Genomic DNA, 13,114 nt, shown 5'->3' with positions numbered 1-13,114 from the left:
GTAATAAACATAAATTGATTATTACACTTATTTCTCCCAATAAAATTCTTTTATAAAGGAATATTCAATGGCTTTTGATTATGGATCGATTGATCTTGGACTTAAAAACCCCTTCAAGCTTGAAGGTAAAGTAACCGCACTAAGAGGTGCTATAGAGTCAATTACCGGCATTACGCTGCTTGTTGTTGCTGCAGGGTTAGTTAAAGAAGATGCAACTGCTGGGTGGATCTTGATGCTTTTTGGGATGATTATTTTAGGGTTTGGCATTGCTTCACTCTCAACAGGTATTTATGCCACACTAAAATACTTTGTTGGCCGTAATCACCCTACGTCACTGGCTTATAACTACAGTAAATCGCAAAGCTCTACCGCAAAAGAAGAAAAAAAAGAAGTTGCCTATAACGACCAAGAACTAGAAGAAATGCTTATGGGTCGTAAAAACATTACTTTTAAAGAGCCTAAAGGCTTTTTATCTCGCTTGTTGCATAGCCTTATTCCTAAACTAATGTTTTTACCCTACCCGATGCGTAATATTGCCCAGCAATTATTTGGCTCATGGGTAAGTACCTTTGTGGCACTTATTGCGTATGGACTGGTAGCTTTTGTATCTTTGTCGGGCTTTACCGGTGAAGCAGGCGAATTAGCATTTCCCATATACAGTAGCATTTTAATGTTTTATGTATTGTTCTCATGGCGCTCGGCAGGTAAACCAACCACTCGCAATGCTGCAAGAGAAATTGAACCACTTGGTGGTGGTGCACTGGCTAAAATTATTTCGCTATCGTTTATTTTACCCATTATTATTGGCCTTTCTATGTCGTGGTTAATGCAAGAACAACACATTAGTAAAGCGCAAATAGATGTTTGGTTTGAACAATTACCCAACCTACATGCGGGTATGTATTTAGTCGCTATTATTATTTTAGCCACCTTGAGCTGCGCACTGGTTTTTACTATGTTAAAAGCACGATTAAATAGCATAACACCAAGCACTGAGGTATCTGAGCTGCGCGAAAACTGGCAAGAATCTGTACACCCTACTGAAATTTTTATTAATTTAGATAACCTAGTAATGGCTAACCGTCGTTATAAAGAAGTGCCTAATCGCGTATACCGCGAGCTCAACCCACAACTGCAAGAGCAAGTAGAAGGAAAAGGCGGCTTTAAAGGCGAAATAATTCAAGAAATACAACCTAAACTACATGAGCTAGATTTAGGTAAAGGTTTTAGTATGGCTAGATTATTGGCGCTACTTAGTGGTAATTTTCTGTATTTAATCGCGCTTATTTTCACGGTATTATTAGCCTACTCTTTCATCGATATTTATCGTTATATTGATAGCGCAAATATCAATTCAATAGAGCAAGCACTTAATAATCGTCATATTTCACCTATCAGCGAGCTAGTAATGGCAAGCGTACATTTATTACTGATAGGTGTATTAATTAAAGCCTTTGCTCAGCTATTAAGTAGCAATGCACATTTGTTTTTTGCTGAAATGCAATTTGAATCACTTCTGGTCTATTTTAAATGTGAAGGTACATTTACTGAGTCTAAAATATCAACCGGTACAGGTATTCACGACAGCACTCGCTCTGAAAACACCTTAGTACGTAGCAGCATTACCCCTTGGGTTATTGTTTCGCGAATAGTAACCACCACTTTTGCAGCAACAGGTATGAAAAATCTTGAGCATCCACGCCATATTATGGAAATGCACAAAGACGAAGGTCAGTTACAAGCAATTAAAAACGATGTGATTGCGTTCTTAAAAGATCGCGAGTCAATAGCCTCAATTACCAGTGAGCGTGATTTAGGTAACGCGTCGCAAATTCATCAGCTTAATCAGCAAACACGCGCTATGCCAACACAACAAAGCGCAATTACAAAAAATGATGAAGAAGCCGCCGGCTTTATCAGACAACAAGATGATTTAGCCTCAGAAACCAAGTCATAACACAGTAACTTAATTATATATCAATGCCACTGGCAATCAGTGGCATTTTTAACAGCAACTATACCTTTTGAAACCCCAGTTAACTTTGCTCACTTTAATGTCATGCTTGTTCTAAATTAAACCTTGTAACAACACACAAAGCCCTTGCTTTATGCGCTAAAACGCAAATAATAAAGCAATCTATAATTGGGTAAGAATGAGAGAATGAGCTACATACTAACCACACAATGCGCCGATGATGTAGGGCTAATAGCCAAAATCACCGGGCTTTGCCACCAGCATAATTTAAATATTACACGTAATAATGAATTTGTAGACAAAGACGCTAAACGCTTTTTTATGCGTACAGAGCTCACTGGTGAGCCACAAAGTAACTTTTTACCACTACTACGCGAAATACTACCTGCAGACGCTAAAGTAGCTTTACACAATGGTACAAAAACTAAAGTTGTGTTACTTGCTACTAAAGAAGCACATTGCTTAGGTGGCGTATTATTAAAGCAATTCGAACAAGCGCTAAATATTGAAGTGCAAGCCGTTATAGCAAACTACCCTATTTTAGAGCCGCTTGCTAAAGGGCTTAATGTCCCTTTTCATGTTATCTCTCATGAGGGATTAACGCGCAGCGAGCACGATCAACAAGTAGGCGATTTAATTGCCAGCTATAACCCTGACATTATTGGTTTAGCTAAATATATGCGTATTTTAAGCCCTGAGTTTGTACAACGCTTTGAGGGCAAAATTATTAATATTCATCACTCGTTCTTACCCGCTTTTATTGGTGCAAAACCTTATCATCAAGCATTTGAACGTGGCGTAAAAATCATTGGAGCCACAGCTCACTTTGTCAATAACGAGTTAGACGAAGGGCCTATTATTTTGCAAGATGTTACGCCTGTAACCCACGCAGAAACTGCAAAAATGATGGCCAATATGGGTAAAGATGTAGAAAAAACAGTATTTTGTAAAGCGCTACAACTTGCCTCTGAGCATAAGCTATTTATTAACGGTAATAAAACCGTGGTGTTTTCGTAAAACAAAAATGCCAGCAAATTATGCTGGCATTTTTAAACAATTAAATAATACTTATTGTATTACCCAGGTACTATTAAGGCGTGTAATAAGTGGGTGATCCTGGCCCTACTGGCATACCCAATACAAATACCCATAAATAAAACAAAACAACCCAACCAACAAAAAATATCATACTGTATGGCAACATAGTGGCTACCAGTGTGCCTATACCCATATCTTTTTTGTACTTAGCTGCGACAGCGAGGATCAAGCCAAAATAGCTCATCATTGGCGTTATTAAGTTAGTAACCGAGTCACCTATACGATAAGCCGCCTGAATGGTCTCTGGCGCGTAACCAACTAACATTAGCATAGGTACAAAAATAGGCGCGGTAACAGCCCATTGCGCCGAAGACGACCCTAAGCTTAAGTTAACCAATGCACACATTAATATAAATAATACAAAAACTTCGGGGCCAGTTAAGTTTAAAGCTTGCAGTAATGCAGCACCGTTAATTGCTAAAATAGTGCCTAAATTGGTCCATTTAAAAAACGCGACAAATTGCGCAGCAAAAAACACTAGCACAATATACATGCCCATTGAGCTCATACTTTTGCTCATCGCATTAATTACGTCTTTGTCGTTTTTCATGGTGCCAACAACGCGCCCATATACAAAGCCCGGAATACCAAAGGTTACAAAAATAAACACCACTATGCCTTTCAAAAAGGGCGAGTGGGCTACTAATCCTGTTTCGGGGTTACGTAAAATGCCATCGGCTGGCACTATGGTCCATGCAAGTAGCAGCGATACAACTAATAACGACACCCCTGCCCACTTTAAACCCGACTTTTCTTTGGCCGTTAACGCGGCAATATTATTTTGTGCAAGATCAGCACTGGCCTCTTCAGGATTATATTTACCTAAACGTGGTTCAACAATTTTTTCAGTAACTAGGGTGCCTAAAATCGCAATTAAAAACACCGACACCATCATAAAATACCAGTTAGCTTCTGCGCCTACTTGGTAAGTTGGGTCGATCATTTGCGCCGCTGGTGTGGTAATGCCTGCCAGTAAGGGATCTATTGTGCCTAATAATAAGTTAGCACTATAACCACCCGACACCCCAGCAAACGCCGCTGCTAAGCCCGCTAATGGATGACGCCCTAAACTATGGAATATCATTGCAGCTAATGGAATAAGTACCACATAGCCCAGCTCAGAGGCGGTATTAGATAAAATAGCGGCAAACACCACCATAAAGGTCACTAACCGCTTTGATGCGCCCATTACCATGCCGCGCATTGCTGCCGACAGCAGTCCTGAGTGCTCAGCAACACTCACACCAAGTAAAGCTACCAGTACCGTGCCCAGTGGTGCAAAGCTGGTAAAGTTAGTTACCAAGCCAGTTACAATACGCTGTAATCCCTCGGCACTAAGTAAGCTCACTACTTCAATAACACCATCGGGTTCGCGCCCAGGCGAGCCCTCAGGTCGAGGATCGATTGCACTTAGGCCAAACCAATCCGCCACTCCACTAAATACAACAATTACGATACAAAATATTGCAAATAAGGTGATGGGATGCGGTAGCATATTGCCTAAAAATTCTACGCCGGCTAAAAAGCGGTTAAACCAGCCTTTATTTGCGCTTTCATTACTACTTTGGGCCTTGGAGTCTAAAGAGTCTGACATACCATGTTCTCTTAATTATAAAATGCCCGTAAGCTAGCATTATTTTTATAGGAGATCATGTAATAAAGGTGAATGGCTTGTGATAATTGCGTATATAAGCGTAAATAAGACTAAAAAAGAGGCTTTGTGCCTCTATTCTATGCATGGTTTTATATTTGCTCTATAGGTGCTAATTGTAGTTTTGCAGCAATTAATACCGCTTGTGTGCGGTTATATACGCCAAGCTTTCTAAATATGGCGGTAATATGCGCTTTTACAGTGGCTTCTGAAATATGTAACTCATACGCTATTTGCTTATTTAGCAAACCTTCGTGCAGGTATTGTAAAACACGGTATTGTTGTGGGGTAAGTGAGGCAACTTGCGCTGCAATTTCTCGGTCTTCGCCTTGAATTTCGGCGACTTTATTTTTTAATTCTGTTGGTAACCAAGTATCGCCTTCGAGTATTTGATTAATTGCATTGGCAATATCATCTGATGATGATGACTTAGGAATAAACCCCATTGCGCCGTAACCCATTACTTTAGATACAATATTAGCGTCTTCACTTCCCGAAACTACCGCAATAGGTAAACTAGGATAGTCTTCTCTAATACGAATAAGGCCGTATAAATCACCATTACCTGGCATGTGTAAATCCAGCAGTAATATATCAAGATCTTCTTGCTCGCTTAACACCTGCAATGTACTGTCAAAATCAGATGATTCAAATACTTCTAAATCGTCAAATTTTACAGTTAGTGCACCCTTTAGTGCTTCACGAAATAACGGATGGTCGTCCGCTATTAAAAACTGACTCATGGTTCACTCCTAATAAATTCGGCTGTGCCCTATCTAGTAGAGCACAGCCGATATACTACGTTTAGAATCAACTTGTAATCAAGCTTTTAACGCGCATTTAACGATTTAATCGATTTTCAATTAACTCATCAACCACAGATGGATCGGCAAGTGTTGATGTATCACCTAGTTGTTCGTGCTCGTTGGCCGCAATTTTACGTAAAATTCGACGCATTATTTTACCAGAACGCGTTTTTGGTAACCCCGGTGACCACTGAATCATATCGGGTGACGCAATTGGGCTTAACTCTTTACGAACCCAGTTACGAATTTCTTTGGTTAACTCATCGCTTACCGTTATACCTTCGTTAGGGGTAATGTAAACATAAATACCTTGGCCTTTAATATCATGCGGATAACCTACTACAGCGGCTTCAGCTACTGCTGGGTGTGCAACCAGTGCGCTTTCTATTTCAGCAGTGCCTAAACGATGCCCCGAAATATTAAGTACATCATCTACGCGACCAGTGATCCAATAATAACCATCTTCGTCACGACGACAGCCATCGCCACAAAAATACACACCTGGGTAGGTAGAAAAGTAAGTTTGTTCAAAACGTTCATGATCGCCATAAATAGTACGTGCTTGCGATGGCCAGCTATCTAAAATAACTAAGTTACCATCAGCCTCACCTTCAAGCGTATTACCCTCAGCGTCAAATATTGCCGGCGCAATACCAAAAAATGGACGCGTTGCAGAGCCTGGTTTTAAATCGGTAGCACCTGGTAATGGGGTGATCATAATGCCACCCGTTTCTGTTTGCCACCAGGTATCAACGATAGGGCAATTTGACTTACCTATTTGCTCGTAATACCAGTTCCATGCTTCAGGGTTAATTGGCTCACCAACTGATCCTAAAATTCGTAAACTATTACGATGAGATGACGCTACAGGCTCATCACCTTTTGCCATTAAGGCACGAATAGCGGTAGGCGCGGTATATAAAATAGTAACACCATGTTTATCAACAACTTCGCCCATACGCCCTGCGGTTGGGTAAGTAGGTACACCTTCAAATACAACTTGGGTACAACCATTTACCAGCGGGCCATAAGCAATATAACTGTGCCCGGTGATCCAACCTACATCGGCGCTACACCAAAAAACATCGTCCTCTTTTACATCAAATATATATTCGTGCGTCATCGATGCATAAACTAAATAACCACCCGTGGTATGCACCACGCCTTTTGGCTGACCTGTTGACCCTGAGGTGTATAAAATAAATAACGGGTCTTCAGCGTTCATTACCTCAGGCTCGCACACAGGCTCTTCGTCTGCTACTAAATCGTGCCACCATATATCATGGTCGTGCCAATCAACATCACCACCGGTAAGTTGGTGCACAATAACATGCTCTATACTTGTTACAGACTCTTGCAACACGGCTTCGTCAACGTTTGCTTTAAGTGGCACGCAGTTACCAGCACGGCGTCCTTCGTCTGAAGTAATAACCACTTTTGCGCCCGAATCCTTAATACGATCGGCAATCGCAGAGGGTGAAAAACCACCAAATATAACTGAGTGAATAGCACCAATACGTGCACACCCTTGCATTGCGTAAATAGCTTGAGGGCTCATTGGCATATAAATAGCGACTCGATCACCTTTTTGTACGCCCAGCTTTTTTAAACCATTAGCAAACTTTGCTACTTCATCATGTAATTTTTGATAAGTAATATGCTCGCTTTGCGATGGGTTATCGCCCTCCCATATAAGCGCCACTTTATTGGCTTTTGTTTTTAAGTGGCGATCAATACAGTTATACGATGCATTAAGGTAGCCATCTTCATACCACTTAATATTTATGTGGCCTTTATCAAAGGTGGTGTTTTTTACTTTAGAATAAGGAGTAAACCAATCAAGGCGCTTACCGTGTTCAGCCCAAAAACTTTGTGGATCATCAATCGAGTGTTTATACATTTTATTATATTTATCGTTATCGACGAGAGCTGTGTTTTTAATATGCGTAGGAACTGGATAGATATTTTTTGACATCTTGGTCTCCATTTAAATTACTTGCCTTAGGCTTTTCTCAAGGATTACTCAGCAATGCGCTATTAAGTATTAGACCTTAGTTGTAAAGCTATTCTAATTACTAATTTGTTGTTTATAATCGCTGCGCTATTTATTACTTTTACATAAATAATACATGATGTTAAATGTAAGTAAATAATCACATTGTAATCATTACACCTTAGTCTTATAGACTAATAGATGATTGAGTAAATAGTGTACATATTTAAAAGTGCTTCACCTAAGTATTATAATATTTGCATTAATTAGCTTTAATTTTTATTTAACGAATAAAAAATCTTTAAATTAACTTTTATTCGTAAGTAATACTCACGCTATTAATACACTCTAAATAAAAAGCAATAATCAACACGTAGCCTATAAAGGACGCAACAATGAAATTTACCCCATTAAAAACACTTGCAGCAAGTGCTGTACTATGTGCACTTTCAAGCACAGCTTATGCAGCCACTGCAGCAAAAGTTGGAGATACTGAATTTACTTACGGCGGATATATTAAATTAGATGCTATGTGGAGTGACTATTCTGCAGGCGCACCAGCGGGCACTAACGTGGGTCGTGACTTTTATGTACCGAGCACAGTGACTGTAGGCCCAGACAATAGCTCTGACGCTGTATTTGATATGCATGCTCGTGAATCTCGTTTTAACTTTGGTACAGCCACATTACTTGATAATGGCAAAACCATTAACACCAAAATTGAAATCGACTTTTTAGCTTCTGCTCCTGGTGGTAACGAGCGTGTATCTAACTCTTACGCTCCACGTGTACGTCATGCATTTATTAGCTACGATGGTTGGTTATTTGGCCAAACATGGTCTAACTTTCAAAACGTTGGCGCACTACCTGAAGCACTTGATTTTATAGGCCCAGCAGAGGGCACAGTGTTTGTACGCCAAACTCAAGTTAAATACACTACTGGCGCTTGGTCTTTCTCATTAGAAAACCCAGAAAGCACCATTACAACTTTTGACAATAAAGCTGGTGTAATGGCTGTAACCGACGATGCTTCACTTCCTGACTTTACTGCACGTTATACCCATAAAGCTGACTGGGGTAATTTAGTAGTTGCTGCACTTGCCCGTCAACTTACTTATAAAGTAGGTGCTATTGATGCCGATGAAACTTCATTTGGTGTTAGTGCATCGGGTATGGTTAAACTAGGCGAAGACAACTTTAAGTTTATGCTTACACAAGGTAAAGGCTTAGGCCGTTATGTTGGTGTTAATGTAGCCCATGGTGCAGTACTCAATGGCGATGATTTAGATGCTATTGATTCAACTTCTGGCTTTGTAGCGTATCAGCATAAGTGGAACAGCCAATGGCGTTCAACTTTCTTATATTCATTTTTCAGTGCTGATAACAACACAGACTTACTCGCCCTTACAGGCGATCCAACTAAATCAAGCCAAAGCTACAGTGCTAACATTTTATACTCACCAGTTAAACGCTTAACTTTTGGTGCTGAGTTTAAGCATGCCGAGCGCGAGCTTGAAAGCGGTAACGATGGCGATATGGACCGTTTACAATTCTCGGTTAAGTATGCATTTTAAGCGTACATAGTTTACTTCCTTGAGCGGCTTTGGCCGCTTTTTTTTGTTAATTAATTTATAAGTCTCATCTGTTTTATCAACTTCATCACTCTTTATTAATCCCTATAGTACAAATTGTTATAAATAAAAATCAATAACGCAATTGCAAATCAATATCATTTAGATTAAGTTAAGCGCTTTATTTTTGAACCTTTTGGAAAACACCATGTCGTCCTCTAAAGTTTTGCGTTTATCTAAACTAAGCCTTATTACCTCTTTAATTTTATCTGGGCATGCATTTGCAAAAAACGATAAAAGCGAGCAGCAAATTGAAAAGATTGCTGTGTATGGTCAACATCATAAAAACTATATTACCGAAGAAGCACAATCGGCAACCAAACTAGGTTTAACCATAAAAGAAACTCCGCAGTCTATTTCAGTTGTTTCTCGCGCTTTAATGGATGATTTTTCACTCGATGATATAAACGCAGTGCTAGAAAGCACGCCGGGTGTAACGGTAGAGCAAATAGAAACCGATCGTACTTATTTTAAAGCCCGTGGCTTTGATATTACAAATTTTCAAGTTAATGGTTTAGGTATTCCACAAAGCTCGGGATCAATTCAAGGCAGCCTTGATACCTCAATTTACGACCGTGTAGAAATAGTTCGTGGCGCGAACGGTTTAATGACAGGTACAGGTAACCCTTCTGCTACTGTAAATATGGTGCTAAAAAAACCAACTTACACAACCCAAGCTAATGCATCTGTTTCGTACGGTTCATGGAATAAAAAACGCTTAGATTTAGATGTATCAACGCCTATTAATGAAGAGCATGCTGTTAGAGCTGTATTTACCAAACAAAAAGCCGACTCATATCTAGATCGCTACGAAACAGATAAAACCGTTATTTATTTAGCCTACGAGGGAAAGTTAACCGATAACACCCTGCTAAGTGTTAACTACGTTAATCAACAAAAAGATGCCGATAGCCCACTTTGGGGTGCACTACCACTTTATTATACCGATGGCACACCAACAGACTATGACGAATCAACTAGCACTGCGGCTGACTGGTCTTACTGGGATAACAGTGCCGAGCAAGTATATGTAACGCTTGAACAAAATTTATCAGCAACATGGGTGGCTAAAGCGCGTTACGCTCATGTTGAAAACGAGCAAGACTCTGAATTATTTTATGTATACGGTACCCCTGATAAAGACACCGAACTTGGCTTAACCGGTTACGCAAGCCGTTATGATTATAGCGATAAGCACGACTTATTTGATCTATATGCGAGTGGTAAATTTGATTTATTTGGCCAAGAGCACGACTTGTCATTGGGTGTTAGCCAAGCAAAAATGGATTACACCGAGCAATCTCTTTACGATTACACTACAGGGAATGGTTTTCCGGCAATGCCGTCACTTAAAACATGGGATGGTGTAATACCACAAGCAACACTTACAGATAGTATAAATGGTAGCAATATAACTAATGAGCAAAAATCTGCTTATATTTCTACTCGTATCAAATTAAGCGAACCTTTAAGCCTATTAGCTGGCGTGCGTTATACTGATTGGAAAACAACAGGCACAGCTTATGGCGTTGCGCAAACACAAAGTGATTCACAGCTAATACCCTACATTGGCACTGTGTATGATTTTAACGAGTCTTTATCGGCTTATGCAAGCTACACAGAAACATTTGTGCCGCAAAAGGAGCTTGATATAAATGCCAACCAACTTGCACCTATTACAGGTAAAAGTAGCGAACTAGGTGTTAAAGCCCAGCTTTTAGACGAGCAAGTTTTTGTAACACTTGCTTACTTTGATACAAAACAAGATGGCCTTGCTATCGCTATACCTAACTCATTACCCGACGATACTCGTTACTACGCAGCGGATGGTATTAACAGTAATGGTTTTGAAGTAGAGCTAAGCGGTAAGTTTACAGATGACTTGAGTGCAAGCATTAGCTTTAGTAATTTAAGCATTGATGGCGATGACACAGTAAAAGATTACACCCCTGAGAATCAACTCAAGGTTGCAGCAATCTATCAAGTTCCTTTCATTGATGGTTTATCGTTTGGTGCAAATTATCGCTGGCAAGATTCAACAAGCCGAGTCCAAGATACTAACAAAATCGCAAGCGTGACTACAAAGCAAGATGCCTACGGATTACTTGATTTAATGGCAACTTATAAATTGAGTGAAAATATAGGCGTTACTTTTAATATTAATAACACCACAGGTGAAAAATATTTACACAGCTTGTATTGGGCTCAAGGTTACTATGGTGCACCGCGTAACTACGCTCTATCTTTAAATTGGCAGTTGTAAATTTAAATCAAAAAAAACGCTAACCATTACTGGTTAGCGCTGCTTTAAAGCTCGGGTCAAATCAAGCTTAAATTATTTAATACTGCTTAAAGGTCAGCTTCATCACCTAACTTATCTTCACCATCGTCTGGCTCAATAGTTGCTTTAAGTAAAAGCATGTCGCGTAACTTGCCTTCAATTTCGTCTGCAATTTCTGGATTTTCTTTTAAAAACTTAATTGAATTAGACTTACCTTGGCCAACTTTGTTACCACAGTAACTATACCAAGCACCTGCTTTTTCAACAATTTTGTGCTTCACACCTAAGTCAATTAGCTCGCCTTGTTTAGAAATACCTTCACCATACATAATGATAAATTCGGCTTGCTTAAATGGCGGTGCTACTTTGTTTTTAACAATTTTAACCCGGGTTTCGTTACCAACAACCTCGTCGCCTTCTTTTACCGAACCAATACGACGAATATCAATACGTACCGATGCGTAAAACTTAAGTGCGTTACCACCCGTTGTTGTTTCTGGGTTACCAAACATTACACCAATTTTCATACGGATTTGGTTAATGAAAATACATAAGGTGTTCGAGCGTTTAATATTACCTGTTAGCTTACGTAATGCTTGCGACATTAAACGTGCTTGTAAGCCCATGTGCGAATCGCCCATGTCGCCTTCAATTTCAGCTTTTGGTGTAAGTGCTGCAACCGAGTCAATAATAACTACGTCAACCGCGCTTGAGCGTACTAACATGTCACAAATTTCGAGTGCTTGTTCGCCAGTATCTGGTTGCGATACAAAAAGCTCATCTATGTTTACACCAAGCTTTTGTGCATAAACTGGATCAAGAGCATGCTCAGCATCAATAAAGGCACATGTTTTGCCTTCTTTTTGTGCTTGTGCGATAACTTGCAAAGTAAGCGTTGTTTTACCAGACGACTCAGGACCATATACTTCTACAATACGCCCCATAGGTAAGCCACCTATGCCTAAGGCAATATCGATACCTAATGAGCCTGTAGATACAGATTCAATGTTTAACGCTTTGTTATCACCCAATTTCATAATTGAGCCTTTACCAAATTGACGTTCAATTTGTGATAAAGCCGCGTCCAACGCTTTTTGTTTGTTATCGTTCATTTTACTCTCCAAATCCAGCTAATGCGACAAGTATACTGTATGAAATCACAGTATCAAGTTAATTTTATTATTTTATCTGCTCTATTATAGTTTTTAAAGAAAATACAATAGCTTGCAGTCTAACCTGTGCTCTATCGCCGGTAAATACTTGTTTAAATACCAGCTGCTTGTCGTTAATGTGTAGTCCAAACCATACTAAGCCTACCGGCTTATCTGGGGTTGCTCCTCCTGGGCCTGCAATACCCGATACAGTAATCGCAATATCGGCATTAGTTGCTGCAATTGCGCCTAAAGCCATCTCACGCACCGTTTGCTCGCTTACCGCCCCATATTGCGTTAATGTGGCGGCACTTACATTTAGTAAATCTTGCTTTGCTTGGTTACTGTAAGTTACAAATGCACGGTCAATATAGGCAGAGCTTCCAGGAGTGTCGGTAAGTGCATAACTTACCCCGCCACCAGTACATGACTCAGCAGTAGTGATCCATAAGCATTTATCCGTTAAAATAGCGCCTAATTGCGCAGCAAGTGTTTTAATCTCTTGATGTAATTCCATATTCAGCCTTT

The 13,114-nt window shown here is 39.9% G+C and carries 9 protein-coding genes; 4 read left to right on the top strand and 5 right to left on the bottom strand.

Translation table 11 applies throughout. From position 1 onward, the window contains the following. The first annotated feature begins 67 nt into the window (after positions 1–67). Positions 68–1,957 (top strand): hypothetical protein, encoded by a 1,890-nt coding sequence (locus AAEZ18_RS00680; RefSeq protein ID WP_011327399.1) that lies wholly within the window; start codon positions 68–70, stop codon positions 1,955–1,957. Between the two features lie 204 nt (positions 1,958–2,161). Continuing rightward, entirely contained in the window at positions 2,162–2,992 is an 831-nt protein-coding gene (purU, locus tag AAEZ18_RS00675) for a formyltetrahydrofolate deformylase (RefSeq protein WP_011327398.1), read from the top strand. A gap of 73 nt (positions 2,993–3,065) precedes the next feature. On the opposite strand, the gene AAEZ18_RS00670 is transcribed toward purU, so the two are convergent. The 3 genes from AAEZ18_RS00670 to acs all read right to left on the bottom strand — a co-directional run bounded on the left by AAEZ18_RS00670 (position 3,066) and on the right by acs (position 7,505). Continuing rightward, complete coding sequence (locus AAEZ18_RS00670; protein WP_011327397.1) at positions 3,066–4,667, bottom strand: AbgT family transporter; 1,602 nt, start codon at positions 4,665–4,667, stop codon at positions 3,066–3,068. A 149-nt stretch (positions 4,668–4,816) separates the two neighbouring features. Beyond that, the gene (locus AAEZ18_RS00665) at positions 4,817–5,467 is read right to left on the bottom strand and encodes a LuxR C-terminal-related transcriptional regulator (RefSeq protein ID WP_011327396.1); all 651 of its coding nucleotides are present in this window, start codon (positions 5,465–5,467) and stop codon (positions 4,817–4,819) included. 97 nt (positions 5,468–5,564) lie between these two features. Then, positions 5,565–7,505 carry an acetate--CoA ligase gene (acs, locus tag AAEZ18_RS00660; RefSeq protein WP_011327395.1) on the bottom strand — a complete coding sequence of 647 codons (1,941 nt, stop codon included), beginning with the start codon at positions 7,503–7,505 and terminating at the stop codon, positions 5,565–5,567. Between the two features lie 413 nt (positions 7,506–7,918). Between acs and AAEZ18_RS00655 the strand changes: the two genes are divergently transcribed. Both AAEZ18_RS00655 and AAEZ18_RS00650 read left to right on the top strand, forming a co-directional pair. Next, positions 7,919–9,097, top strand: a complete 1,179-nt coding sequence (locus AAEZ18_RS00655) for a DcaP family trimeric outer membrane transporter (RefSeq protein ID WP_350593895.1) — start codon at positions 7,919–7,921, stop codon at positions 9,095–9,097. Positions 9,098–9,302: 205 nt separating this feature from the next. Continuing rightward, entirely contained in the window at positions 9,303–11,417 is a 2,115-nt protein-coding gene (locus AAEZ18_RS00650) for a TonB-dependent siderophore receptor (protein WP_350593897.1), read from the top strand. Between the two features lie 86 nt (positions 11,418–11,503). Here the strand turns inward: AAEZ18_RS00650 and recA are convergent, their stop codons facing one another. Together recA and AAEZ18_RS00640 are read right to left on the bottom strand one after the other, a co-directional pair. After that, a complete protein-coding gene (gene recA / locus AAEZ18_RS00645; RefSeq protein ID WP_350593900.1) occupies positions 11,504–12,547 on the bottom strand; it encodes a recombinase RecA in 1,044 nt (347 codons plus the stop codon). 67 nt (positions 12,548–12,614) lie between these two features. Beyond that, entirely contained in the window at positions 12,615–13,103 is a 489-nt protein-coding gene (locus tag AAEZ18_RS00640) for a CinA family protein (RefSeq protein WP_041454352.1), read from the bottom strand. Between the last annotated feature and the right edge of the window lie 11 nt (positions 13,104–13,114).

The organism is Pseudoalteromonas sp. 19-MNA-CIBAN-0066, assembly GCF_040308705.1.
GTDB lineage: Bacteria > Pseudomonadota > Gammaproteobacteria > Enterobacterales > Alteromonadaceae > Pseudoalteromonas > Pseudoalteromonas nigrifaciens.
The sequence above is the reverse complement of the archived record's forward strand: the minus strand, read 5'-3'. Positions and strand labels throughout refer to the sequence as shown.

Coding starts and splice junctions, on each gene's coding strand:
- AAEZ18_RS00655 (WP_350593895.1), top strand. CDS start 7,919: ATGAAATTTACCCCATTAAAAACACTTGCAGCAAGTGCTGTACTATGT.
- acs (WP_011327395.1), bottom strand. CDS start 7,505: ATGTCAAAAAATATCTATCCAGTTCCTACGCATATTAAAAACACAGCT.
- AAEZ18_RS00670 (WP_011327397.1), bottom strand. CDS start 4,667: ATGTCAGACTCTTTAGACTCCAAGGCCCAAAGTAGTAATGAAAGCGCA.
- AAEZ18_RS00640 (WP_041454352.1), bottom strand. CDS start 13,103: ATGGAATTACATCAAGAGATTAAAACACTTGCTGCGCAATTAGGCGCT.
- AAEZ18_RS00665 (WP_011327396.1), bottom strand. CDS start 5,467: ATGAGTCAGTTTTTAATAGCGGACGACCATCCGTTATTTCGTGAAGCA.
- purU (WP_011327398.1), top strand. CDS start 2,162: ATGAGCTACATACTAACCACACAATGCGCCGATGATGTAGGGCTAATA.
- AAEZ18_RS00680 (WP_011327399.1), top strand. CDS start 68: ATGGCTTTTGATTATGGATCGATTGATCTTGGACTTAAAAACCCCTTC.
- recA (WP_350593900.1), bottom strand. CDS start 12,547: ATGAACGATAACAAACAAAAAGCGTTGGACGCGGCTTTATCACAAATT.
- AAEZ18_RS00650 (WP_350593897.1), top strand. CDS start 9,303: ATGTCGTCCTCTAAAGTTTTGCGTTTATCTAAACTAAGCCTTATTACC.